General features: G+C 46.3%; 23 protein-coding genes. 13 read left to right on the top strand and 10 right to left on the bottom strand.

What is annotated here, in order from left to right:
- The first annotated feature begins 112 nt into the window (after positions 1 to 112).
- The gene (locus R8N46_RS20325) at positions 113 to 1,093 is read left to right on the top strand and encodes an MDR family oxidoreductase (RefSeq protein WP_005378882.1); all 981 of its coding nucleotides are present in this window, start codon (positions 113 to 115) and stop codon (positions 1,091 to 1,093) included.
- A gap of 52 nt (positions 1,094 to 1,145) precedes the next feature.
- Here the strand turns inward: R8N46_RS20325 and R8N46_RS20320 are convergent, their stop codons facing one another.
- Positions 1,146 to 2,090, bottom strand: a complete 945-nt coding sequence (locus R8N46_RS20320) for a LysR family transcriptional regulator (RefSeq protein WP_318098504.1) — start codon at positions 2,088 to 2,090, stop codon at positions 1,146 to 1,148.
- A gap of 168 nt (positions 2,091 to 2,258) precedes the next feature.
- A complete protein-coding gene (locus R8N46_RS20315; protein ID WP_005378880.1) occupies positions 2,259 to 2,441 on the bottom strand; it encodes a hypothetical protein in 183 nt (60 codons plus the stop codon).
- 133 nt (positions 2,442 to 2,574) lie between these two features.
- Between R8N46_RS20315 and tusA the strand changes: the two genes are divergently transcribed.
- The gene (tusA, locus tag R8N46_RS20310) at positions 2,575 to 2,823 is read left to right on the top strand and encodes a sulfurtransferase TusA (RefSeq protein WP_005378879.1); all 249 of its coding nucleotides are present in this window, start codon (positions 2,575 to 2,577) and stop codon (positions 2,821 to 2,823) included.
- Positions 2,824 to 2,867: 44 nt separating this feature from the next.
- Here the strand turns inward: tusA and R8N46_RS20305 are convergent, their stop codons facing one another.
- Positions 2,868 to 3,128 (bottom strand): hypothetical protein, encoded by a 261-nt coding sequence (locus R8N46_RS20305; protein ID WP_005378878.1) that lies wholly within the window; start codon positions 3,126 to 3,128, stop codon positions 2,868 to 2,870.
- A gap of 160 nt (positions 3,129 to 3,288) precedes the next feature.
- The gene (locus R8N46_RS20300; protein WP_005378877.1) at positions 3,289 to 3,843 is read right to left on the bottom strand and encodes a TMEM165/GDT1 family protein; all 555 of its coding nucleotides are present in this window, start codon (positions 3,841 to 3,843) and stop codon (positions 3,289 to 3,291) included.
- Positions 3,844 to 4,327: 484 nt separating this feature from the next.
- Between R8N46_RS20300 and glyQ the strand changes: the two genes are divergently transcribed.
- From glyQ to R8N46_RS20280, 4 genes are all read left to right on the top strand, one after another.
- The gene (glyQ, locus tag R8N46_RS20295; RefSeq protein WP_005383818.1) at positions 4,328 to 5,245 is read left to right on the top strand and encodes a glycine--tRNA ligase subunit alpha; all 918 of its coding nucleotides are present in this window, start codon (positions 4,328 to 4,330) and stop codon (positions 5,243 to 5,245) included.
- Positions 5,246 to 5,258: 13 nt separating this feature from the next.
- On the top strand, positions 5,259 to 7,325 hold the full coding sequence (gene glyS, locus R8N46_RS20290; RefSeq protein ID WP_213972547.1) for a glycine--tRNA ligase subunit beta: 2,067 nt from the start codon (positions 5,259 to 5,261) through the stop codon (positions 7,323 to 7,325).
- 216 nt (positions 7,326 to 7,541) lie between these two features.
- Positions 7,542 to 9,626 carry an alpha-amylase gene (locus R8N46_RS20285; RefSeq protein ID WP_213972546.1) on the top strand — a complete coding sequence of 695 codons (2,085 nt, stop codon included), beginning with the start codon at positions 7,542 to 7,544 and terminating at the stop codon, positions 9,624 to 9,626.
- Positions 9,627 to 9,855: 229 nt separating this feature from the next.
- Positions 9,856 to 11,109, top strand: coding sequence for a valine--pyruvate transaminase (locus R8N46_RS20280; protein WP_213915386.1), 1,254 nt, complete (start codon positions 9,856 to 9,858; stop codon positions 11,107 to 11,109).
- Positions 11,110 to 11,236: 127 nt separating this feature from the next.
- Here R8N46_RS20280 and R8N46_RS20275 read toward each other — a convergent pair whose 3' ends face one another.
- The 6 genes from R8N46_RS20275 to dnaA all read right to left on the bottom strand — a co-directional run bounded on the left by R8N46_RS20275 (position 11,237) and on the right by dnaA (position 19,058).
- A complete protein-coding gene (locus R8N46_RS20275; protein WP_005378857.1) occupies positions 11,237 to 11,674 on the bottom strand; it encodes an Hsp20 family protein in 438 nt (145 codons plus the stop codon).
- A 533-nt stretch (positions 11,675 to 12,207) separates the two neighbouring features.
- A complete protein-coding gene (locus R8N46_RS20270; RefSeq protein WP_017821918.1) occupies positions 12,208 to 12,624 on the bottom strand; it encodes a GreA/GreB family elongation factor in 417 nt (138 codons plus the stop codon).
- Positions 12,625 to 12,967: 343 nt separating this feature from the next.
- Positions 12,968 to 15,385, bottom strand: a complete 2,418-nt coding sequence (gene gyrB / locus R8N46_RS20265) for a DNA topoisomerase (ATP-hydrolyzing) subunit B (protein WP_005378841.1) — start codon at positions 15,383 to 15,385, stop codon at positions 12,968 to 12,970.
- 13 nt (positions 15,386 to 15,398) lie between these two features.
- Positions 15,399 to 16,478: a DNA replication/repair protein RecF gene (gene recF, locus R8N46_RS20260; protein WP_005378839.1), complete on the bottom strand. Its 1,080-nt coding sequence runs from the start codon at positions 16,476 to 16,478 to the stop codon at positions 15,399 to 15,401.
- 9 nt (positions 16,479 to 16,487) lie between these two features.
- Positions 16,488 to 17,588 carry a DNA polymerase III subunit beta gene (dnaN, locus tag R8N46_RS20255; protein WP_005394106.1) on the bottom strand — a complete coding sequence of 367 codons (1,101 nt, stop codon included), beginning with the start codon at positions 17,586 to 17,588 and terminating at the stop codon, positions 16,488 to 16,490.
- 63 nt (positions 17,589 to 17,651) lie between these two features.
- Positions 17,652 to 19,058 (bottom strand): chromosomal replication initiator protein DnaA, encoded by a 1,407-nt coding sequence (gene dnaA / locus R8N46_RS20250; RefSeq protein WP_005378835.1) that lies wholly within the window; start codon positions 19,056 to 19,058, stop codon positions 17,652 to 17,654.
- A 412-nt stretch (positions 19,059 to 19,470) separates the two neighbouring features.
- Between dnaA and R8N46_RS20245 the strand changes: the two genes are divergently transcribed.
- The 7 genes from R8N46_RS20245 to yidC all read left to right on the top strand — a co-directional run bounded on the left by R8N46_RS20245 (position 19,471) and on the right by yidC (position 24,333).
- A complete protein-coding gene (locus tag R8N46_RS20245; protein ID WP_005383832.1) occupies positions 19,471 to 20,217 on the top strand; it encodes an amino acid ABC transporter substrate-binding protein in 747 nt (248 codons plus the stop codon).
- Positions 20,218 to 20,331: 114 nt separating this feature from the next.
- On the top strand, positions 20,332 to 21,003 hold the full coding sequence (locus R8N46_RS20240) for an amino acid ABC transporter permease (protein ID WP_005378829.1): 672 nt from the start codon (positions 20,332 to 20,334) through the stop codon (positions 21,001 to 21,003).
- On the top strand, positions 21,000 to 21,737 hold the full coding sequence (locus R8N46_RS20235) for an amino acid ABC transporter ATP-binding protein (protein ID WP_005378827.1): 738 nt from the start codon (positions 21,000 to 21,002) through the stop codon (positions 21,735 to 21,737). Before R8N46_RS20240 ends, R8N46_RS20235 begins: the two co-directional genes overlap by 4 nt.
- A gap of 242 nt (positions 21,738 to 21,979) precedes the next feature.
- On the top strand, positions 21,980 to 22,114 hold the full coding sequence (gene rpmH, locus R8N46_RS20230) for a 50S ribosomal protein L34 (RefSeq protein ID WP_005378825.1): 135 nt from the start codon (positions 21,980 to 21,982) through the stop codon (positions 22,112 to 22,114).
- 46 nt (positions 22,115 to 22,160) lie between these two features.
- Positions 22,161 to 22,484: a ribonuclease P protein component gene (gene rnpA / locus R8N46_RS20225; protein ID WP_005394102.1), complete on the top strand. Its 324-nt coding sequence runs from the start codon at positions 22,161 to 22,163 to the stop codon at positions 22,482 to 22,484.
- Positions 22,451 to 22,708 (top strand): membrane protein insertion efficiency factor YidD, encoded by a 258-nt coding sequence (gene yidD / locus R8N46_RS20220; RefSeq protein ID WP_005378822.1) that lies wholly within the window; start codon positions 22,451 to 22,453, stop codon positions 22,706 to 22,708. Before rnpA ends, yidD begins: the two co-directional genes overlap by 34 nt.
- 2 nt (positions 22,709 to 22,710) lie before the next feature.
- Complete coding sequence (gene yidC, locus R8N46_RS20215; protein WP_005383834.1) at positions 22,711 to 24,333, top strand: membrane protein insertase YidC; 1,623 nt, start codon at positions 22,711 to 22,713, stop codon at positions 24,331 to 24,333.
- Positions 24,334 to 24,415 lie beyond the last annotated feature (82 nt).

The following is a 24,415-nucleotide window of genomic DNA, read 5'->3' as shown; positions in this document are numbered from 1 at the left end:
TTAAATGCTCAAGTTTCATTTTATTCATAGACAAAGAAGACATACACTTAGACCAGTTGATATCTTGCTGCATGTGACCCAGAGTCATGCTACCGCACAATCGGAGAACCTTATGTTTAATGCTCTAGTTCTAAATCAAGAAGACAAACGTACTATCGCTAACATCGAGCAAATCGATGAAACACAACTGCCTGAAGGCGACGTTCTGATTGACGTTGATTACTCATCGTTAAACTACAAAGACGGTCTTGCGATCACAGGTAAAGGTAAAATCATCCGTAACTTCCCGATGGTGCCAGGTATTGACCTAGCAGGTACGGTAGTAAGCTCAGAAGACGACCGCTACCAAGCTGGTGACAAAGTTGTCCTTACTGGCTGGGGCGTGGGTGAAAACCACTGGGGTGGTATGTCTCAGCGTGCTCGTCTAAAAGCGGATTGGCTAGTACCACTACCAAAAGGTCTAGACAGCAAGAAAGCAATGATGGTTGGTACTGCTGGCTTCACTGGTATGCTGTGTGTTCAAGCACTGCTTGATGCAGGCATCAAACCTGAAAATGGCGAAATCCTAGTAACTGGCGCAAGTGGCGGTGTAGGCTCAGTCGCAGTAACGCTTCTAGCACAGCTTGGCTACAAAGTTGCTGCAGTGACAGGTCGTGTAGAGAAAAATGGCCCGCTACTTGAAAAACTAGGTGCTAGCCGCATCATCGACCGTACTGAATTTGAAGAACCAGCACGTCCGCTTGAAAAACAAGTATGGGCAGGTGCGGTTGATACTGTAGGCAGCAAAGTACTAGCAAAAGTATTGGCGCAAATGGATTACAACAGTGCAGTTGCAGCTTGTGGTCTTGCAGGTGGTTTTGATCTACCAACCACAGTGATGCCGTTCATCCTACGTAATGTTCGCCTACAAGGTGTGGACTCAGTAATGTGCCCAACAGAGAAACGTATCGCTGCATGGGAAAAGCTGGTCGAGCTACTACCAGACAGCTACTTCGAGCAAGCGTGTACTGAAGTTGCTCTTGCTGAAGCACCGAAATATGCAGAAGACATCACCAACGGTCAAGTAACGGGTCGTGTGGTTATCAAGCTATAAACACTGACTCAGTGTAAACAGACGAAGAGCCGGCATTGCTGGCTCTTTTTTGTTAGCAGTTCAGTCCCATATCTTCGATACGTTTAGCTATCAGACGGCTACACTCTTCACGCACAATCGTTCTTAACCATTCTTGAGCGGGAGAATGCTCGCAACGCGCATGCCAAATCATCGAGTATTCAAACGGCGTGAATTGGAATGGTAACGGTTTCACCACCAAGTCATAACGCTCGGCAACCAGATACGCCAAGTCCGCTGGCACTGTGATGATAATTGGCAAGGTATCCATGATCGCCAATGCGGCTTCTAAATGATAAGCCCGCAGAACCATTTTACGCTTAGGTTTCTCCATCAAAGCTTGTTCGATCAGTGCCTTAACACCATCACTGATGGCGATCATGGCATGTGGATGACTCAGATAATCATCCAAGCTCATTTCTTTATCCGCTAATGGATGCTGTTTTGAAAGCATACACAGCACCCCCACTCGCCCCAACACTTCACTGCGTAGAGGCTCCACCGGGCCTGTCGGGCGACAAATCGCTAAGTCTGCACCTTCATAAGTGAGCTGATCTGATAAACGGTCGTGTTGCAGTGGTAAGAAGTTGAAAGACACGTTTGGCGCTTCTTGGTAAATTCTCGGCAAAGCGAACGGTAAGATTGTTTGCATGGCATAGTCGGTGGTCACGATGTTGAAAGTCTGCACGCATTGCAATGGGTCAAACTCAACCGGAGATAACAACTGACGTAAAGACTCTAATAGTTCGCCCAATGAGCGATCGATCTCTAACGCTTTCTGAGTTGGGATCAAATGCTGTCCCTGACGAGTAAACAGCGGGTCTCCCAACAAGTCACGTAGACGACCAAGCACACGACTCATTGCCGATTGACTCAAGTTCAGACGTGTTGCCGCCTTACTGACACTGTTTTCTTCTATCAGTACTCGCAACGCAACCAGTAAATTTAAATCTCGGCGATAGATATCTTCCAGTTCCACGAATTAGCCACTTATTTTTTATGTGTTTGGGTAAATTGTACTCTTTAGGCAAAAAAAATCCCGCCTTTCAGCGGGGAAGCCCAAGAAAAATGGGGATAGTGTCGGAATGAAGTGTCGGTAAAAAATAGGTGAGCGTTATTAAAAGCATTCTGATCCAAGCAAGAAGCGCTAATTTTCTTGCTCAGATGCGCCAGACCATCTGCGCATCTCGATCCAAATCCCAATAATAGTGGCAACCATGCCTACAAGAGGCGTCAAAGAGGTGTCAGCTGGCGTCCTGAGTACCAATGCACAAAACGAGATAAAACACAGCACTGAGTAAATCGTAAGTCTGTCTAACGCTGTTAACATTGCCTCTCCCTTGCCAGTTGTTACCAAATTGTTAACTCAAGGTAAAACAAAAAATTCGGTTTGCCAAGTGGTTATTGAATATTTTTTCAACGAAAGTAAAATTCAACGTTCAGTTAGTTACGAGAATCACACTATGAGCTTTAATCCTGAACTGGCAAACAAGACATTAGAGGCGGAAGGACTGCGCTGCCCAGAGCCAGTGATGATGGTCAGGAAGACAATTCGCAACATGCAAGATGGTGAGATTTTGCTGGTCAAAGCAGACGATCCATCCACGACTCGAGACATTCCGAGTTTCTGCCGCTTTATGGACCACCAATTAGTTGCGGCACAAACGGAGCAAGTTCCGTATCAGTACCTGATCAAGAAAGGATTGGAATAATCTGGTCGAACTAAAAACGGCAGCCTATATTGGCTGCCGTTTGTTTATTCGTCGTATTCGAGTGTGCGAACTTCTGATTGGAGCTTGTTAAGTTGTTTCTTCATTGCCCGCATCTCTTCATGCATAGGAATGATGTGAGCGACACGAATCCACGCTTCTACTGTCAATCCAGTAAGAACGAACGATCCTGCTACAATCGGTAACCACATATCAGTTAGCACCATCGCTAGTAAACACAGCGCTAAACCAAAAGTGAATAAATAACTCTGACTCTTCGGGGACATCCCCATGTAACGTGTAAGCATAAACTTGCCCTCTCGCTATCATTCACACCATTAAACTACCATGACAAGTATGACACTTATATGTCATCCGTCACGCAACGGAACGATTTAGAGTCAGAGTTTGAACTCGCGCAGCACGCCACTAATGATTGATAACTCACATCATTTCACGTGCAAAAAATCAGAACAGTGCAGCCCCTATTGCCAGAGCAATAAACAAAAATGCGGTAATTTTACGGATCAGCCCTAAAGGCATCTTGTCGGCCGACAATTTACCAATCAGGACCACAGGTACATTCGCCAGCAGCATACCGATTGTGGTACCGATAATCACCAAACTTAACGCATCCGCGTATTGCGCCCCTAAGATGGAAGTGGCGATCTGAGTTTTATCGCCTATCTCCGCAACGAAGAACGCGATAAAGCTGGCAATAAATGGGCCTCGATTAGAAATCTGCTCGTCATCATCCAGTTTGTCCGGGATCAGAACCCAAGCCGCCATCGCGACAAAACTGACCACCAGCACCCACTTTAAAATCTCAGGTGATAGATAGTCTGCGACAACCACACCTAACCATGCAGCCAAAGCGTGGTTGGCAATAGTTGCCAAAAAGATTGCTGCAATAATTGGGATTGGTTTTCGGTAACGACTTGCGAGTAATAGAGATAGCAATTGGGTCTTATCGCCAATTTCTGCTAACGCTACAGTAGTAATTGAAATAGCTAAAACGCTCACGACATGCTCATTGGGGCAGGGATTATTATTTTTAACCGAAGACAAACCTCACGCCCCTACCCCGGTTCGTGATGATTTGTCTAAGGTCTTGCTAAACTTGAAAGGCTTCAAGTCTCGAACGCCATGGTGATTTTGCACCAATTATGTTGACGGACGAACCAGATGAAACAGAAACTTCATCAGGTAAGCTACTCCCCAAAGACAGGCGCAATTCTAGCCACCTTTGTTGCGCTTCTCAAGAGCCAAAGCAGGCAAAAACTCCCTTTTAGGAAAAATACAGCAGATAACGCGGTAAAAATTCATTAAAGGAGAAAATCGCCCACGAATTAATCAAGATTAGCTCTACTCCCATGCTCAATATCTGGTTATACTAGATTGTTAATTTATTCAACCGTAATTACTCTTTATCGCCGTTGTTAGAGTTGAAAAACTCGGCATAGATGACGAATTAACGAGTAACAAGAGAATCGCGCGAACCTGACTTATGCAAAAATACGATATCAAAACCTTCCAGGGAATGATCCTCGCGCTGCAGGATTATTGGGCTCAAAATGGTTGTACCATTGTTCAACCGCTAGATATGGAAGTGGGTGCGGGTACCTCTCACCCAATGACCTGTCTACGAGCGCTTGGCCCAGAGCCAATGTCGACAGCTTACGTACAACCTTCACGTCGTCCTACTGATGGCCGTTACGGTGAAAACCCTAACCGTCTTCAGCACTACTACCAATTCCAAGTAGCGCTAAAACCATCGCCTGACAATATTCAAGAGTTGTACCTTGGCTCCCTTGAAGTTCTTGGTATTGACCCTCTTGTACACGACATCCGTTTCGTAGAAGACAACTGGGAAAACCCAACACTAGGCGCATGGGGTCTGGGCTGGGAAGTTTGGCTAAACGGCATGGAAGTGACCCAGTTTACTTACTTCCAGCAAGTTGGTGGTCTTGAGTGTAAACCAGTAACTGGTGAAATCACTTACGGTATCGAACGTCTAGCAATGTACATCCAAGAAGTAGACTCTGTTTACGACCTAGTTTGGAACATCGCACCAGACGGCAGCAAAGTGACTTACGGTGACATCTTCCACCAAAATGAAGTAGAGCAATCGACTTACAACTTCGAGCACGCAGACGTTGAATTCCTATTTGGCTTCTTCGAACAGTGTGAAAAAGAGTGTAAAGAGCTACTTGAGCTTGAAAAGCCACTGCCACTACCTGCTTACGAGCGCATCCTAAAAGCCGGTCACGCATTCAACCTACTAGACGCACGTAAAGCGATCTCAGTAACTGAACGCCAACGTTACATCCTACGCATCCGCAACCTGACTAAAGCAGTTGCGGAAGCATACTACGCATCGCGTGAAGCTCTTGGCTTCCCAATGTGTAAGAAAGAACAAGCGTAAGGGGTAGAGTAACATGGCAAAAGAATTTCTAATCGAGCTAGGTACAGAAGAGCTACCACCAACGCAACTTCGCACTCTAGCTGAAGCATTCGCAGCAAACTTCGAAGCAGAACTAAAAGGCGCTGAGCTTGCTCACGAAGGCGTGAAATGGTTCGCGGCACCTCGTCGTCTTGCACTTAAAGTCGCAGCACTAGCAGACAGCCAGTCTGACAAAGTTGTTGAAAAACGTGGTCCTGCGGTTTCTGCAGCGTTTGACGCGGAAGGCAACCCAACAAAAGCGGCTCAAGGCTGGGCACGCGGTTGTGGCATCACGGTTGACCAAGCAGAGCGCATGGTTACAGACAAAGGTGAATGGCTACTGTTCAAACAAGAAGTGAAAGGTCAGCCAACGTCTGAGATCGTAGTTGAACTTGCAGCGAAAGCACTAGCAAACCTACCTATCGCAAAACCAATGCGCTGGGGTAACAAAACGACTCAATTTATCCGTCCAGTTAAGACGCTAACCATGCTAATGGGCAGCGATCTAATCGAAGGCGAGATTCTTGGTGTCGCTTCAGACCGCACTATCCGTGGTCACCGCTTCATGGGTGAGCAAGAGTTCACTATCGATTCTGCTGAACAATACCCTGCGATCCTAGAAGAGCGCGGTAAAGTAATGGCAGATTACGAAGCGCGTAAAGCAATCATCCTCGCTGACGCACAAAAAGCGGCAGCAGCGGTTGGCGGTATCGCTGACCTAGAAGATGACCTAGTAGAAGAAGTAACGTCTCTGGTTGAATGGCCAGTGGTACTAACAGCGAAGTTTGAAGAAGAGTTCCTAAAAGTGCCTTCTGAAGCGTTGGTTTACACCATGAAAGGTGACCAAAAGTACTTCCCTGTTTACGACGAAAACAAGAAGCTACTACCTAACTTCATCTTCGTATCGAACATCGAATCAAAAGAGCCTCGTTACGTAATCGAAGGTAACGAGAAAGTAGTTCGCCCTCGTCTTGCTGACGCAGAGTTCTTCTTCAACACAGACCGTAAGCGTCCGCTTATCGACCGTCTGCCAGAACTAGAACAAGCGATTTTCCAAAAGCAACTGGGGACGATCAAAGACAAAACAGACCGCATCACAGAGCTTGCTGGCTACATTGCTGAGCAAATCGGTGCTGACGTTGAGAAATCAAAGCGTGCTGGTCTACTAGCAAAATGTGACCTAATGACCTCAATGGTATTCGAATTCACGGATACTCAAGGTGTTATGGGTATGCACTACGCTCGCCACGACGGTGAAGCAGAAGAAGTTGCAGTAGCACTGAACGAGCAATACATGCCTCGTTTCGCAGGTGATGAACTGCCATCTAACGGCGTTTCAACTGCAGTTGCAATGGCAGACAAGCTAGACACTATCGTAGGTATCTTCGGTATTGGTCAAGCGCCTAAAGGCAGCGACCCATTCGCACTACGCCGCGCATCTCTAGGTGTACTACGTATCATCGTTGAATACGGCTACAACCTAGATCTTGTTGACCTAGTAGCGAAAACGAAGTCACTGTTTGGCGACCGCCTAACCAACGACAACGTTGAACAAGACGTTATCGAGTTCATGCTTGGTCGTTTCCGTGCTTGGTACCAAGACGAAGGCTTCAGCGTAGACATCATTCAAGCAGTTCTAGCGCGTCGCCCGACGAAACCAGCAGACTTCGACCAACGAGTTAAAGCGGTTTCTCACTTCCGTGAACTAGAAGCAGCAGAGTCTCTAGCAGCAGCGAACAAACGTGTAGGTAACATCCTAGCGAAATTCGACGGCGAACTAGCAGCAGAAATCGACCTAGCACTTCTACAAGAAGACGCAGAGAAAGCACTAGCAGAAAGCGTTGAAGTAATGACGGAAGCGCTAGAGCCAGCATTTGCTACAGGTAACTACCAAGAAGCCCTAAGCAAGCTAGCTGACCTACGTGAACCAGTTGATGCGTTCTTTGATAACGTAATGGTAATGGCAGACGACGAAGCACTTAAGAAAAACCGTCTGACACTACTGAACAACCTGCGTAACCTGTTCCTACAGATCGCAGACATTTCTTTGCTTCAAAAGTAATTCATTACTCTTAGAAGTGATTAAGAAATAAGTAAAAGGGAAGCAGATGCTTCCCTTTTTGTTGCCTTCAAACCGATGACGGTGACGCTTATTATTCATTTTGTGAACAAGACTAAAATTTGTAGGGTGAGACGCGTTTAACTTGTTGGTATAGAGCTCGGATTGTAGAGGCACAGTTTTGCTATAACTGGACTGTTTATTCGGGGGAAGGACACAATGAAAAAAACAATTCTCGCACTCTCTATCGGTCTACTGAGCGCCTGCAGCCAGATTCCAGAAAATGCCATCGTATTAAGCGTTGGTGATGATACCGCTGTTTTTGAGGAAAACTCACAGGGCTTACTTGTCGCCGAGCAAAAACTCGAAAAAGGCAGTTATAGCTTTACCATTGCTGACAGCAAGCAAAGCTGTGGCAGTAGCTTTGCCCTAGCAGAAGAAGATCGCATCAAGTTCAATCGTCCATTAAAAATGGATAACTGCGCCACTGATGCACAAATGCCGCTGCGCATCTTCAAAGCCAATACCTATCAATTTACGCTCAATCCAACCACCAACGAGCTGACGGTAAAAATCAAACCAAAACAGACTCAGGACATCACCTACTCTTGCCCTGTCGCAACTGACACGCCAAAAACCATCAATGTTGCTCAAACCTTTAATGATGGCACTGTCGTTCGTGACGCCTTAACCGGACAAGAAGCCACAGTCGCCAATGGCAGCGTCACCATACAACCGGGTCCTATGAGCCAAGGTCTATTGCTGCTAGAAGAAGTTGAACAGCAAGCCGACAAACCGTTCAGCTGGGATAACGCAACAGTGTACTTCGTCATGACTGACCGCTTCTACAATGGCAACCCTGACAACGACAACAGCTACGGTCGCAGTAAAGACGGAAAATATGAGATTGGTACCTTCCACGGTGGTGACTTAGCGGGTCTGACGAAAAAACTCGATTACATCGAATCACTTGGTGTGAATGCTATCTGGATAACCTCACCACTGGAACAAATCCACGGCTGGGTTGGCGGCGGCGATAAAGGCGACTTTAAGCACTACGGCTACCACGGCTACTACCACCAAGATTGGACCAAGCTCGATGCCAACATGGGTACCGAAGATGAACTCAGAACCTTCGTCGATACCGCCCACAAGAAAGGCATCCGCGTGATTTGGGATGTAGTCATGAACCACACAGGCTACGCAACATTAGCAGACATGCAGGAATTCGGCTTTGGTCAGCTTTACCTGGATGAGCAAGAAGCTAAAGAAGTTCTTGGTGAAAAATGGACCGACTGGCAGCCAAAATCAGGACAAAGCTGGCACAGCTTCAACGACTACATCAAATACGGAGATAGCGAAGCGTGGGATAAATGGTGGGGCAAAGATTGGATCCGCACCGATATTGGCGACTACGATGCTCCGGGCTACAACGACATCACCATGTCTTTGAACTACCTACCGGATCTAAAAACCGAATCGACTCAGAAAACCGGATTACCAAACTTCTTCCGCAATAAAAACACCAATGCGCAAGATGAGCTACAAACCCCACGTGAACACCTGATTACCTGGTTATCCGATTGGGTGCGTGACTATGGCATTGATGGCTTCCGCGTTGACACTGCCAAACACGTTGAAATGGAAGCGTGGGCAGAGCTGAAAGCCAGCACCACCCAAGCGCTTGCTCAATGGAAGCAAAACAACCCGGACAAAGCCTTGGATGACCTACCTTTCTGGATGACAGGTGAAGTGTGGGCACACAGCGTAGTGAAGAGCCCGTATTTCGATAACGGCTTCGATTCCATCATCAACTTCGAGTTCCAATCTGATGTAGCACCAAAAGCGCTGAAGTGTTTCGCTCAACTTGATAATGATTACCGCCGCTATGCAGAGCGCATCAATACCGATCCTGAGTTCAATGTGTTGAGCTACCTGTCTTCACACGATACACAACTGTTTTGGTCAGCTCGCAGCCGCAGCTTTGATGACCAAGCACGTGCGGCAAATGCTCTGATGCTGGCTCCGGGTGCAGTACAGATCTATTACGGTGATGAGATAGCTCGTGATTTTGGCATTACTGGTTCAGACGCCCACCAAGGCACACGCTCAGATATGCCATGGGATAAAATTCATGGCGAGCGTGAAGTTCTGCTGCAACATTGGCAAAAATTGGGTGAATTCCGTAAACGCCACCCCGCAGTTGCTCAAGGTAAGCACATCACTCGCAATCAAGAAGGTTACTACGCGTTCGAACGCCAATACCAAGACGACAAGGTGCTGATTGTTTACACCGGTGAGTAAATCACACTCTCTCCACCAGCAAGGGAAGCATAAGCTTCCCTTTTTTATTGTTCTTTTTGCCCTTTTGTCTCGTTCCTCTGGTCTGATGACGCACTTTTTTCTTTTTCGGCTTAATTCACACTTTGCGTTAATTACACATTGAGGTAAGGTCAAGGATTACTCGATAAGCCTATAAAACATCGGCATAAACATACACAAAGCAATCACAATGAATTAGGTATAAGTCAGCATGCAGTTCTCAAAGTTTGGTGAAAAATTTAATCAGTATTCAGGTATTACGCAGTTAATGGACGATTTGAATGATGGTCTGCGCACACCAGGTGCCATCATGCTCGGTGGAGGTAATCCTGCCGCCATTCCTGCCATGCTCGATTACTTTCACCAAGCCAGTGAGGAAATGCTCGCCAGTGGGGAGCTCGTCGCCGCCCTCGCCAACTACGATGGCCCGCAGGGTAAAGACGCGTTCGTCAAAGCGCTAGCTCAGTTATTCCGTGAAACTTACGGCTGGGATATTTCCGAAAAAAACATCAGCCTAACTAACGGTAGCCAAAGTGGCTTTTTCTACTTGTTCAACTTGTTGGCAGGTAAACAGCCAGACGGTTCGCACAAGAAAGTGCTACTGCCTATCGCGCCTGAATACATCGGTTATGGTGATGCTGGCATTGATGAAGATATCTTTATCTCTTACCACCCAGAAATCGAGCTGTTAGATAACGGCCTGTTTAAATACCACGTCGATTTTGAGCAACTCGCCGTCGACGACTCTGTTGCGGCAATCTGCGCGTCTCGCCCAACTAACCCAACGGGTAATGTACTGACAGATAAAGAAGTACGTAAGCTGGACAAGCTAGCACGTGAGAACAACATCCCACTGATCATCGATAACGCCTACGGTCTACCTTTCCCGAACATCATCTTTGAAGATGTCGAACCGTTCTGGAATGAAAACACCATCCTATGCATGAGCCTATCTAAGCTTGGTTTACCGGGCGTGCGTTGTGGCATTGTGATTGCGAGTGAAGAAATCACTCAAGCGTTAACCAATATGAACGGCATCATCAGCCTAGCGCCGGGCAGTGTTGGTCCAGCGCTGGCAAACCATATAATTGGCAAAGGTGATCTGCTTAAACTGAGTTCAGAGGTGATTAAGCCGTTCTACAAGCAAAAATCACAACGTGCGGTTGAACTGCTCCAACAAGCAATTACCGATGAGCGATTCCGCATCCACAAGCCGGAAGGCGCTATCTTCTTGTGGTTATGGTTTGATGAACTGCCAATCACAACAATGGAACTGTACCAACGCTTGAAAGCGCGTGGCGTATTGATTGTCCCTGGTGAATATTTCTTTATTGGTCAGCAAGACGAGTGGGATCACGCGCACCAATGCCTGCGTATGAACTACGTTCAAGATGATGAGATGATGCAAAAAGGCATTGCGATTATCGCTGAAGAAGTGGAAAAGGCTTACCGCGAAGGTAAATAGACGGATTGAACTCAGCCGTTCTTCTCTTTGAAATTACGGCTTTGAAATAGCGGTTTTGAAAGCACCCAAACTAAAAAGAGCGCCCATATGGCGCTCTTTCTCATTCTATAACCGGGTGGTTAACTGATTAGTTGTTCTCAATCAGGTTGTTGCCACCGATAGCAATCTTACGTGGTTGCATGGCTTCAGGGATTTCACGAACTAAATCGATATGAAGCAGACCGTTTTCCATTGATGCACCCACGACTTTTACGTAATCCGCTAGCTGGAATTTACGTTCAAAATCACGTTCTGCAATACCTTGGTAAACGTAGTTTTTGCCTTCTTCTGCTTTACGTTCGCCCTTCACAATCAACATGTTTTCGTTTTGAGTCAGATCGAGCTGTTCTTCAGCAAAGCCAGCAACGGCCATAGTAATACGGTAGTTGTGCTCGTCTTTTTGCTCAATGTTGTATGGAGGGTAACCGCCAGAAGTATTTTTCGCTGTATTCGCTTCCATCAGGTTTAGCAGACGATCAAAGCCAATTGCATTACGGTATAGTGGTGAGAAATCTACATTACGCATAAATCTATCCTCTTAATTAAGCAATAGTCTTAGTTCAGATGAGTTCCATCCTACTGGCGTGTTTATGCAAAAACCAACGCCGAACTAAGAGATTCTTATCATTCCACTGGCCTTGGTTTGGCTCGGAGACATGATATTGAATCTAAAAGTTTAAGTTGTGTGCTAAAACGCCATATCCTCTTCTGAGCGATCTCGTTTTAGCGATTTCAGAGGGCTGGTCTTCTAGTCTCTAGCAAGCCAGTCACCCTCTTCATAACTAGATATAAGGTCGTCAAAAATGACTTTCAAGGGAAAAAATAAAAAATTTTTAAAGCATCCACTATCCCCTTGAACAGCTTAGTTCCTCATCACTTCGCGATCAGTGATAAAAAGCCCGCCGTTCTGGAGGGCTCAATCTACACTTTACTTGCGGGAGGATTTACGCGCTTTTACAACGCCCTTTTCTGCCGCCTTTTCCTGCTTTAGTTTGCGCTTTTCTTTTAGACTCAACTGCGGTTGTTTCTTTTCTTTCTTACTCATGACTTCACCTCTATTTATTGGCACAACAGACAACCACACAGCATTTTCTGAGCTGGTGGTTGCGATTGATGAACAATTTCAGTAATCACAAAGCAGCGTCGCTGATTAAAAATTTCCACTTCGAGCGCATCATTTTTAGCTCGACCTAATAGTCGAGATCCCAAATAAGAATCGACCGCGAGCATACCTGTCATGGGTTGCCCCTTGCGCGAGCTGACCAATGTCATGCGATATTGATAGGCGCGTTCAACATCCACTAAGCGAACCGTGTCCCCAACCGCAATACGAGTTCGGTTACGGCAATGGGCTTGTTGCTCGCAGGTTTCAAATAGCGATAACAACCTTAGTGGTGATTGATAGGTTAAAAAGCGACTGGTTAACCACCAAGTTCGCAGCGCCAAGCAGTACGCTGAGAACCAGCGTTCAAACATGATTATTTCCTTCTTAATGCCTTGTCTTACAAATAAATTCAGTGCATTGAACCGGAAGTGCATCACTTCCGGCTTAGTTCAGGAAAGTCATCACCATTTTCTTAGTCTCCTTATTCATCAGCTCTTCAGCACTATAGCGAGCAGAAAAAAGAAAGCAAAAACGCTCAAGCGAACAAAATGGCGAGAAAAAAAGAAAACAGAAATAAAATGGCAGGCTTGATCGGGTTGTTGGCAGTTAGTACCAGAAAAACATCCGCTTTAGCAGAAAGTGGCGATTTTAGCTGGTGGTAAAACAAAAAAAGCAGCGATTTCTCGCTGCTTTTTACTATCACGAACAGTGTCGTTATACGTCTAGGTTCGCTACTTTCAGTGCGTTCTCTTCGATGAAGTTACGACGAGGTTCTACTTGGTCACCCATTAGCGTAGTGAACAGTTGATCTGCGCCTACCGCATCTTCAATCGTTACCTGCATCATACGACGAGTTTCTGGGTCCATGGTGGTTTCCCAAAGTTGGTCTGGGTTCATCTCACCTAGACCTTTGTAGCGCTGACGGCTTAAGCCACGCATTGACTCTTTCACTAACCAGTCAAGCGCTTCTGCAAAGTTTGCCACTGGCATAGTACGCTCACCACGTTTGATGTACGCGCCTTCTTCCAGAAGTCCATCAAGTGCTTCTGATAGATCAGCCAACTTGCCGTACTCTTTCGAGTTTAGGAAGTCGATGCTAATTGCATGTTCGTGCGTCACGCCGTGAGTACGAACCACAATCTTAGGCAAGTTTAAGCCTAGCTCTTCGTGCTGCTCAACTTCGTAGCTGTACTGGCTTGCACCCACTTCTTTCGCATTCAGCTGTTCAATAAGCTGCTTCGTCCACGCTTCCACAACTGATGCGTCATGGCATTGCTCTGGCGTTAGGCGAGGAGTGTAAATCAACTCGTTTACCAAAGCACTTGGGTAACGACGGCTCATACGTTCCGCCAGTTTAATACCCGCATTGTACTGTTGAACAAGCTTCTCTAGTGCTTCACCAGCCAATGCTGGTGCTTCTGCGTTTACGTGTAGCGATGCATTGTCCAGAGCCAATGATACTTGGTATTGGTTCATCGCTTCTTCATCTTTGATGTACTGCTCTTGTTTGCCTTTTTTCACTTTGTATAGTGGTGGCTGAGCGATGTACACATAGCCACGCTCGATAAGCTCTGGCATTTGACGGTAGAAGAAGGTCAACAGTAGCGTACGGATGTGCGAACCATCGACATCGGCATCGGTCATGATGATGATGTTGTGGTAACGAAGCTTGTCCGGGTTGTACTCGTCACGACCGATACCACAACCTAGTGCGGTGATCAGTGTTGCTACTTCTTGAGAAGATAGCATCTTGTCGAAACGTGCTTTTTCTACGTTAAGAATCTTACCTTTTAGCGGTAGGATTGCTTGGTTCTTACGGTTACGGCCTTGTTTTGCGGAGCCGCCTGCCGAATCACCCTCCACTATGTATAGTTCAGAGAGTGCCGGATCTTTTTCCTGACAGTCTGCAAGTTTACCTGGAAGGCCAGCTAGGTCTAGTGCACCTTTACGGCGCGTCATTTCACGAGCTTTACGCGCTGCTTCACGAGCACGTGCTGCATCGATGATTTTCGAACAAACCATCTTCGCTTCTGTCGGGTTCTCAATCAAGAACTCAGACAGTTTTTCACCCATTGCAGACTCAACAGCTGATTTCACTTCAGAAGAAACCAGTTTGTCTTTTGTTTGGCTTGAGAACTTAGGATCAGGCACTTTCACCGAAACAACCGCAGTTAGACCTTCACGCGCATCGTCGCCTGAAGTCGCTGTTTTCGCTTTCTTCGAGAAACCTTCTTTATCCATAAAGCTGTTCAATGTACGTGTTAGCGCAGCACGGAAACCAGCAAGGTGAGTACCACCATCACGCTGTGGGATATTGTTGGTAAAGCAGAAGATGTTCTCTTGGAAACCATCGTTCCATTGCATCGCCACTTCAACTGAAATGCCGTCTTCACGCTCAGAGTTAAAGTGGAAGATTTTTTCGATGATTGGCGTTTTGTTGGTGTTTAGGTGATCAACGAACGCTTGAATACCACCTTCATACATGAAGTGATCATGTTTGTCCGCTTCACGTTCATCAACCAATTTGATCGACACACCAGAGTTCAGGAATGACAGTTCACGCAGGCGTTTCGCCAGAATGTCATAGTGGAACTCAGTGTTAGAGAACGTCTCGGCACTTGGCCAGAAACGAATTTGTGTACCGGTTTTATCCGTATCACCCACAACGGCTAGTGGCGCTTGAGGCTCACCATGGCGGTAGGTTTGCGTATGGATATGACCACCACGATGAATCGTTAGCTCAACTTTCTCTGATAGTGCGTTTACTACTGAAACACCTACCCCGTGAAGACCACCCGATACTTTGTATGAGTTATCGTCGAACTTACCACCCGCGTGAAGAACCGTCATGATTACTTCTGCTGCAGAGACATTTTCCTCTGAGTGGATTTCTGTTGGAATGCCACGACCATCATCGCTAACGGAAACCGAGTTATCCTCATGAATTGTCACAACGATGTCTTTACAGTGACCTGCCAACGCTTCATCAATTGAGTTATCCACCACCTCGAAAACCATGTGGTGAAGGCCGGTGCCGTCGTCCGTATCGCCGATGTACATTCCTGGACGCTTACGTACCGCATCCAGACCCTTCAGTACCTTAATACTCGATGAATCGTAATTTTCAGACATGAGTTTCTCTCTTCTAGTTTGACTCTATCCTGCCATGTTCCACATGAAACAATTTACCGTTATCGTCCAACATATCGGCGATTTGGCTTTCAGTGATAGAGCTTACAAATACTTGTGCGCCCGTCTCTTTTAAGCAGTCAGCAAGACGCTTGCGACGTTGGCTATCTAATTCCGACGCGAAGTCATCAATTAGGTAAATGCATTGTTTACCGGCCATCTCTGTCAGGTGTTGCCCTTGCGCTACACGCAATGCACACACCATGAGTTTTAATTGACCGCGTGACAGAACATCTTCAACGGGCGTTCCGTTCACTTTAATGCGCAAATCAGCTTTGTTTGGGCCACTAAAGGTGTATCCCAATGCCTGATCACGCTCAAAATTCTTTTCTAGTATCTCGTGGTATGGAGTGTCTTTATCCCAGCCACGATAATACTTCAATTGGATCTCAAATTCTGGCAAAAATGTCTGACAGATAGTTTCTGCGACAGTTTTCATCTGCTCGATGTAACTTGCTCGCCATTGGCTGATGTTTTCAGCCAATCCTGCCATTTCCTGATCCCAATAACTGAGCTCACGATAACTATTGGCGGTTTTCAACAACGCGTTGCGCTGCTTGTTCAGGCGCTTGAACCTTCCCCATGCTTGATAAAAAGCGGGCTCGGTATGAAACACGCCCCAATCAATAAACGCACGACGATGTTTAGGGCCATCTGTCAGTAAATCAAACCCTTCTGGGTGTATCAACTGCAGAGGCAGAACTTGTGCCAACTGCGCTAATTTTTGTCCAGATTGACCGCCTATTTTAACCTCTGTTGAGCCATCACGCTGCTTATTAATGCCGATAGGTAGCTCAAATTGATCCGAGTTCAAAAAACGACCATGAACAAACAGTTCGTCACACTCATTTTGTATCACTCGTCCGGTGAGAGAGCTCTTGAATGAGCGGCCATGCCCGAGCAGATAAACCGCTTCTAAGACACTGGTTTTACCGCTGCCATTCGGCCCGATAAGAAAGTTAAAGCCTGCTGATAACTCAATATCACAGGCTTTAATGTTTCGAAACTGCTGAATGATGAGACGAGAAAGAGGCATTCAGTTGGCTTATAGACGAATTGGCATCACCACGTACATGGCACTGTCATCGTCGGCATTTTCAATCAACGCGCTAGCGTTAGCATCCGACATCGACACACGTACATTTTCACAACGCAACGTGTTCAGAACATCAAGCACATAGCTTACGTTAAAGCCGATTTCGATGGCGTCACCTTCAAAGGTTACATCAAGCATCTCTTCCGCTTCTTCTTGTTCTGGGTTATTCGCGGTTATGCGCATTTCAGTATCAGCCAGATTCACTCGCACGCCACGGAATTTTTCGTTGGAAAGAATCGCAGCACGAGAGAAGGCTTGGCGCAACTCGTCACAACTTGCTATTAGTGTCTTATTGGTGCTCTGAGGCAATACACGGCGGTAGTCAGGGAAACGACCATCAACCAACTTAGAGGTAAAAGTAAAGTTATTCACCTCAGCACGAACATTGGAGCTACCGATCTGAAGTACTACGGGCTGCTCTGGCGCATCCATCAACTTTACTAATTCTTGCACACCTTTGCGTGGCACGATGATTTGCTTCTGCGCAAAGTCCGCACCTAGCTGAGTTTGCGATACCGCCATACGGTGGCCGTCCGTCGCCACGCTGCGTAGCGTGGTGCCGTCAATTTCAAACAACATGCCGTTGAGGTAGTAACGAACGTCTTGATTCGCCATCGAGAACTGAGTTTTGTCGATCAGCGTACGTAAATCAGCTTGGCTCAGTGATACTTCCACTTCGCTTTGCCAGTCTTCAATATTAGGGAAATCGTTCGCAGGAAGCGTTGCCAACGAGAAACGGCTGCGACCAGAGCGAACTTGTACACGATCACCTTCTAATACAAATGTGATGATCGCATCGTCCGGTAAACCACGGCAGATATCGAGAAACTTACGCGAAGGAACGGTAATGCTGCCCGCTTCAAAATCACCTTCTAGCGTCACTTTGCTTACTAACTCTACTTCAAGATCGGTTGCCGTCATCGACAATACGTTCTCTTCTACTTTAAGAAGTAGGTTACCCAGGATTGGCAGGGTTGGTCGGCCACCTAAAGCGCCCGAAACCTGCTGTAGCGGTTTGATTAAATGACTACGTTCAATGGTAAATTTCATGCTTGGCTCTTTACGCTGTCAGCTCAATAAATGATTTGCTTAGAATACCGTTATTCTAACCGATTACGAAGACAGGGTGCGAATCAAGTTAGAGTAATCTTCTTTAATGTCGTGGCTCTCTTCACGCAGCTGCTCAATCTTGCGACAAGCATGAAGTACGGTCGTATGATCGCGGCCCCCAAACGCATCGCCAATTTCAGGCAAACTGTGGTTGGTTAGCTCTTTTGCTAACGCCATAGCCAGCTGACGAGGACGCGCTACAGAACGAGAACGACGCTTAGACAGCAAGTCCGCTACTTTAATCTTGTAGTATTCCGCCACGGTCTTTTGAATGTTATCGATTGTCACCAGCTTCTCTTGTAGAGCAAGCAGATCGCGTAGCGCTTCACGAACAAAATCAATCGTAATTGGACGACCAGTAAAGTTCGCGTTCGCGATAACGCGGTTCAGTGCACCTTCTAGCTCACGAACGTTCGAACGCAGACGCTTGGCAATGAAGAATGCCACTTCATCAGCAAGGTGGATTTGGTGATCTTCGGCTTTTTTCATCAAGATAGCCACACGCGTTTCAAGCTCAGGTGGCTCGATCGCAACAGTAAGACCCCAACCAAAGCGAGATTTAAGACGATCTTCAACGCCATTAATTTCTTTAGGATAACGGTCAGACGTTAGAATGATCTGCTGATTACCTTCCAATAGTGCGTTGAAGGTATGGAAGAATTCTTCTTGTGAACGTTCTTTATTAGCAAAGAATTGGATGTCATCGATAAGGAGCGCATCCACGCTGCGGTAGTAGCGTTTGAATTCTTCAATCGCATTGTTTTGCAACGCTTTTACCATGTCTTGCACAAAACGTTCTGAGTGCATGTAGACCACTTTTGCGTTCGGGTTGTTATCCACAATCGCGTTGCCCACCGCATGCAACAAGTGCGTTTTACCCAAGCCCGTGCCGCCGTATAGGAACAGCGGGTTGTATGCTGCACCAGGATTATCCGATACCTGACGCGCCGCAGCCAAACCCAGTTGGTTCGACTTACCTTCAACAAAGTTGTCGAACTTGTGTTTTGGGTTCATGTTTGAGCGGTGATTGATAGCCGCAATCGCTTGAGCGTCGTCATCCCAGGTTTTGTGTACTGGCTTACGCGCCTGTAATTGCGCAGGTGCAGATGACTCGGCAGCCACATCTGCAGGCGTACGTGTCGGCGCTGGTTTTGGTGCAGAGACAGGTCGGCTCCCCACTTCAAAACGTAAGTTAGGAATATCGCCACCGCAGTATTCCTGCAGTAAGCGAGTAATATTGTTCAGATACTTATCACGCACCCAGTCCAACACAAAGCGGTTTGGCGCGAATAGAGTGAGAGTATTGTCATTGAGCTCCGCTTGTAGCGGACGAACCCACATGCTGAATTCTGTAGCTGGTAGCTCTTCTTGAAGCTGCTGCAAACATTGCAGCCAAAGCGAAGATGACACGGTGCCCCCACTGAGTAATTGAATTATCGGAAAAGACTGGCAATTTTACCTGTTGATAACCAAGATCGCCAGCGATTGATCGACGATCCAGTGAATAAGATCCAAGTTATTCACAATTATTTCTGCAAACTTGATGAGATCAACACACCTTGCCCCAAATTTGCCCACACAACGATCCACAATTGGGCAAAATTCACAAGATCGAGCGATTGGTGATAAGTCTGTGTATTATTTTATTCCCAATGCTGATTTTGTCGATCATTTCGCTAGGTTCAGTTCGCATTTTCGTCACATTTAACATTCTTCTTCTATTATCTAATAACTCACAGGTCTAGGTTATTGCTCTTGGTTATTTATTTAATTGAGCTAACTAACAGTAGTATTTCCAACCATAAAATTATGGAGATGTATTATGAAAAACTGGATTAAGGTTGCCGTTGCAGCCATTGCACTGTCGGCAGCAACCGTACAAGCCGCTACTGAAGTCAAAGTTGGTATGTCAGGTCGCTACTTCCCGTTTACTTTTGTAAAGCAAGACAAGCTACAAGGCTTTGAAGTCGACATGTGGGATGAAATCGGTAAACGTAACGATTACAAAATCGAATACGTAACAGCCAACTTCTCTGGTTTATTTGGTCTTTTAGAAACTGGTCGTATCGATACGATCTCCAACCAAATCACCATGACTGATGAGCGTAAAGCTAAATACCTATTTGCTGACCCTTACGTTGTAGATGGCGCACAAATTACCGTGCGTAAAGGCAACGACAGCATCAAAGGTGTTGACGATCTTGCGGGCAAAACCGTTGCGGTGAACCTAGGCTCTAACTTTGAGCAACTGCTGCGTCAATACGACAAAGACGGCAAGATCAACATTAAAACGTACGACACAGGTATCGAACATGACGTGGCGCTCGGTCGTGCAGACGCGTTTGTAATGGATCGTCTTTCTGCGTTAGAGCTGATTAAGAAAACTGGCCTTCCTCTGGAATTGGCAGGCGAACCGTTTGAGACCATTCAAAACGCATGGCCTTTCGTTGAAAACGAGAAAGGTCGTAAGCTGCAAGAAGAAGTAAACAAAGCACTGGCTGAGATGCGCGCAGATGGTACAGTAGAGAAAATTTCCGTGAAGTGGTTTGGCGCTGACATCACGAAATAAGAACTCTTTGTACTTTAGGCCGCAAAGTGGTATCACTCTCGGACTAAAATAAACTTACGTAAAGGTGGAACTTGTTTTCCACCTTTTCTTTTCTCTAGCCTTTAGGTAAGCCGTATGGGATTTGACTTTAATTACATGTTGGAACTGCTGCCGATATTGCTGAAATATCTTGGCACAACCATGGAAATGGCGACATGGGGATTGGTGTTTTCGCTGATTTTATCCGTCATTTTAGCCAATATTCGCGTATTTAAACTGCCAGTTCTGGATCAATTAAGCCAACTGTACATCAGCTTCTTCCGTGGCACCCCACTGTTGGTTCAGCTTTTCCTGCTCTATTACGGCTTACCGCAAATTTTTCCATTGATGGTCGGTATCGACGCCTTTTCAGCAGCGGTTATCGGTTTAACGCTGCACTTTGCCGCTTATATGGCGGAAAGTATTCGTGCCGCCATTATTGGCATTGATCGCAGCCAAATGGAAGCGAGCTTATCGGTCGGTATGACGACATCCCAAGCAATGCGCCGAGTGATTCTACCTCAAGCAACGCGTGTCGCACTGCCTTCATTGATGAACTATTTCATCGATATGATCAAGTCAACGTCTCTTGCTTTCACGCTTGGTGTGGCCGAAATCATGGCGAAAGCACAGATGGAAGCCTCATCAAGTTTCCGTTTCTTTGAAGCTTTCCTTGCGGTTGCTCTTATTTACTGGGGCGTGGTGGTGATTCTGACTCGCGTACAAATCTGGGCAGAAGCAAAACTGAATAAGGCGTACGTACGATGATTAAGTTAGAAAATATTCACAAACGTTTTGGTGAGACTGAAGTGCTGAAAGGCATCGACCTCGATATTAAGCAAGGTGAGATCATCGTGATTATCGGCTCAAGTGGTACGGGTAAATCAACCTTGCTGCGTACGGTGAACTTTCTAGAACAAGCAGATGAAGGTCGTATCACGATAGATGACATCTCCGTTGATACTCAAAAACACACTAAAGCCGAAGTATTAGCGCTGCGTCGTCGAACTGGCTTTGTGTTCCAAAACTATGCCCTGTTTGCCCACATGAATGCGCGCCAGAACATTGCCGAAGGTCTAGTGACCGTTCGAGGTTGGAAAAAAGCCGATGCTCTCAAACGAGCGCAACAAATTCTGGATGACATCGGTCTTGGGGATAAAGGCGATAGTTATCCAGCGGCATTGTCTGGCGGCCAACAACAACGTGTGGGTATCGGCCGAGCGATGGCGCTACAACCAGAACTGCTGTTGTTTGACGAACCAACTTCTGCGCTGGATCCTGAATGGGTCGGTGAAGTTCTCTCATTAATGAAGAAGTTAGCTAATCAGCATCAAACCATGCTGGTGGTGACGCACGAGATGCAATTCGCGAAAGAAGTCGCTGATAGAGTGATCTTCATGGCGGAAGGCAATATCGTTGAGCAAGGTTCTCCACAGGATATCTTCGATAATCCACAAGATCCTCGTTTGAAAAAATTCCTTAACCAAGTAGGAATAGAGTAACGATCAAGCATCAGGATCGATTGATCCTTGAGATTTTACTCACACTACGTATAATCGCCCGGCCGGAATTTCGTACTCATTGAGTCATTGACACATTATGTGAGTGTGATTACAATTCCGCCTCTTTGTTGAGAGGCGTCGGTTGTCCTTCTCTATATAAAGAGCTTCTTTATATAAGAAAGCAAATACCCACGCCGGGTTTAACAAGAACCTAAAACTACTGATCAGTAAAGGTAATTATCATGAAACGCACTTTTCAACCTACAGTTCTAAAGCGCAAGCGTACTCACGGCTTCCGTGCTCGCATGGCAACTAAGAACGGTCGTAAAGTTATCAACGCACGTCGTGCAAAAGGCCGTGCGCGCCTATCAAAATAATCGCTAGTTTATTTTGAACACGTACGCGTTTAATCGGGAGTTACGTTTGTTAACTCCCGAGCATTATCAAAACGTCTTCCAGCAAGCTCATCGAGCTGGCTCGCCTCATTTCACCATCATTGCTCGCAATAACAAACTTTCTCACCCACGATTAGGTTTAGCGGTTCCCAAAAAGCAAATCAAAACGGCTGTCGGTCGTAACCGATTTAAGCGTTTGGCTCGTGAAAGCTTTCGTAACAATCAACATCAGCTTCCAAACAAAGATTTTGTTGTGATTGCGAAGAAAAGCGCGCAAGATTTAAGCAATGAGGAAATTTTTAAGTTGTTTGATAAGCTATGGCAACGCCTGTCTCGCCCTTCACGTGGATAGCCATTGGGCTCGTTTATCTGTATCGCTGGTTTATCAGCCCTTTGATTGGTCCTCGTTGCCGGTTCACACCAACCTGTTCCACTTACGCGCTAGAAGCTTTGAGAGCTCACGGTTTTGTAAAAGGATGTTGGTTATCAGGCAAACGTCTATTAAAATGCCACCCTTTGAATGAAGGGGGGTATGACCCCGTTCCACCAGTCCAAAAACAAGACAGAGATAACTAACGATGGATTCTCAACGTAATATCCTGCTCATCGGTTTGGCCCTGGTTTCTTTTTTGCTGTTTCAACAATGGCAAGTTGCAAAGAATCCAGAACCTCAAGCAGTTGAACAGGCTCAATCAAGCAGCACTCTACCTGCACCATCTTTTGCTGATGAACTTGACCCAGTTCCTGGTCAACAGCAAGCTTCTGCAAAAACTATCACAGTAACGACTGATGTTTTAACTCTGTCGATCGACACCGTTGGTGGCGATGTGGTACATGCCAACCTTAACGAATACTCTGCTGAGTTAGATTCATCAGATTCCTTTGTTCTGCTTAAAGACGCTCAAGGTCACCAATTTATCGCTCAAAGCGGTCTAGTGGGCCCTCAAGGTATCGACTTGAGCAGCACAAATCGCCCTCACTACAACGTAAGTGCAGACAGCTTCACAATGGCTGACGGTCAAGATGAACTTCGCGTTCCGATGACATTCACTGCAAACGGCATCGAATACACCAAAACTTACATCTTTAAACGCGGCAGCTACGCGCTTAATGTTGAATACGATGTAGTGAACAACTCAGGCAACAACGCAACATTTGGTATGTACGCTCACCTACGTCAAAACCTAATGGACGATGGTGGTAGCATCACAATGCCTACTTACCGTGGTGGCGCATACTCAACAGAAGATACGCGTTACAAGAAGTACAGCTTTGATGATATGCAGGATCGCAACCTGTCTCTTAACCTAGCCGATGGCCAAGGTTGGGCAGCAATGATTCAGCACTACTTTGCCGCAGCTTGGATCCCACGTAACGAACCAGGTACTAACCTATACACTCGTGTAATTGGCAACCTCGGCGACATCGGCGTTCGTATGCCGAACAAAACTATCGCAACAGGCGATCAGGCTAAGTTTGAAGCAACACTTTGGGTTGGTCCAAAACTGCAAGATGAAATGGCAGAAGTGGCACCTAACCTAGACCTAGTAGTGGACTACGGCTGGTTATGGTTCATTGCGAAGCCTCTTCATATGTTGCTTTCATTCATCCAGAGCTTTGTTGGCAACTGGGGTGTGGCAATCATCTGTCTGACCTTCATCGTTCGTGGTGCAATGTACCCACTAACAAAAGCGCAATACACGTCTATGGCGAAAATGCGCATGCTACAGCCTAAGCTGCAAGCAATGCGTGAGCGTATCGGTGATGACCGTCAGCGCATGAGCCAAGAAATGATGGAACTGTACAAGAAAGAGAAAGTGAACCCACTAGGTGGCTGTTTACCTCTTATCCTACAGATGCCTATCTTCATCGCGCTTTACTGGGCACTAATGGAATCGGTTGAGCTACGTCACTCTCCATTCTTCGGTTGGATTCATGACCTTTCAGCGCAGGACCCTTACTACATCCTGCCTCTACTGATGGGTGCGTCAATGTTCCTAATCCAGAAGATGAGCCCGACAACAGTAACGGATCCAATGCAGCAGAAGATCATGACCTTTATGCCGGTTATGTTTACCTTCTTCTTCTTGTTCTTCCCATCAGGTCTCGTTCTGTACTGGTTGGTGTCAAACATCGTAACGCTTATCCAGCAAACTCTGATCTACAAAGGATTAGAGAAAAAAGGCTTACACAGCAAGTAACCTTTTAGGAAATGATTGAGAAAGGCGGCCAAAAGGTCGCCTTTTTGTTTTTGGCTGATTACAATTCAGCTAATTAATTGTG

The organism is Vibrio sp. 1874 (assembly GCF_033344395.1).
GTDB lineage: Bacteria > Pseudomonadota > Gammaproteobacteria > Enterobacterales > Vibrionaceae > Vibrio > Vibrio alginolyticus.
This window is presented reverse-complemented; position numbering and strand designations above follow the sequence as displayed.

Bases quoted from the DNA above. Each gene is read 5' to 3' on its own strand.
- yidD (WP_005378822.1), top strand. From the start codon at position 22,451: ATGGCAACGCCTGTCTCGCCCTTCACGTGGATAGCCATTGGGCTCGTT.
- R8N46_RS20305 (WP_005378878.1), bottom strand. From the start codon at position 3,128: ATGCTTACACGTTACATGGGGATGTCCCCGAAGAGTCAGAGTTATTTA.
- dnaN (WP_005394106.1), bottom strand. From the start codon at position 17,588: ATGAAATTTACCATTGAACGTAGTCATTTAATCAAACCGCTACAGCAG.
- tusA (WP_005378879.1), top strand. From the start codon at position 2,575: ATGAGCTTTAATCCTGAACTGGCAAACAAGACATTAGAGGCGGAAGGA.
- R8N46_RS20285 (WP_213972546.1), top strand. From the start codon at position 7,542: ATGAAAAAAACAATTCTCGCACTCTCTATCGGTCTACTGAGCGCCTGC.
- yidC (WP_005383834.1), top strand. From the start codon at position 22,711: ATGGATTCTCAACGTAATATCCTGCTCATCGGTTTGGCCCTGGTTTCT.
- R8N46_RS20315 (WP_005378880.1), bottom strand. From the start codon at position 2,441: ATGTTAACAGCGTTAGACAGACTTACGATTTACTCAGTGCTGTGTTTT.
- recF (WP_005378839.1), bottom strand. From the start codon at position 16,478: ATGCCTCTTTCTCGTCTCATCATTCAGCAGTTTCGAAACATTAAAGCC.
- rpmH (WP_005378825.1), top strand. From the start codon at position 21,980: ATGAAACGCACTTTTCAACCTACAGTTCTAAAGCGCAAGCGTACTCAC.
- R8N46_RS20280 (WP_213915386.1), top strand. From the start codon at position 9,856: ATGCAGTTCTCAAAGTTTGGTGAAAAATTTAATCAGTATTCAGGTATT.
- R8N46_RS20240 (WP_005378829.1), top strand. From the start codon at position 20,332: ATGGGATTTGACTTTAATTACATGTTGGAACTGCTGCCGATATTGCTG.
- glyS (WP_213972547.1), top strand. From the start codon at position 5,259: ATGGCAAAAGAATTTCTAATCGAGCTAGGTACAGAAGAGCTACCACCA.
- R8N46_RS20235 (WP_005378827.1), top strand. From the start codon at position 21,000: ATGATTAAGTTAGAAAATATTCACAAACGTTTTGGTGAGACTGAAGTG.
- R8N46_RS20270 (WP_017821918.1), bottom strand. From the start codon at position 12,624: ATGTTTGAACGCTGGTTCTCAGCGTACTGCTTGGCGCTGCGAACTTGG.
- gyrB (WP_005378841.1), bottom strand. From the start codon at position 15,385: ATGTCTGAAAATTACGATTCATCGAGTATTAAGGTACTGAAGGGTCTG.
- R8N46_RS20245 (WP_005383832.1), top strand. From the start codon at position 19,471: ATGAAAAACTGGATTAAGGTTGCCGTTGCAGCCATTGCACTGTCGGCA.
- glyQ (WP_005383818.1), top strand. From the start codon at position 4,328: ATGCAAAAATACGATATCAAAACCTTCCAGGGAATGATCCTCGCGCTG.
- R8N46_RS20325 (WP_005378882.1), top strand. From the start codon at position 113: ATGTTTAATGCTCTAGTTCTAAATCAAGAAGACAAACGTACTATCGCT.
- R8N46_RS20275 (WP_005378857.1), bottom strand. From the start codon at position 11,674: ATGCGTAATGTAGATTTCTCACCACTATACCGTAATGCAATTGGCTTT.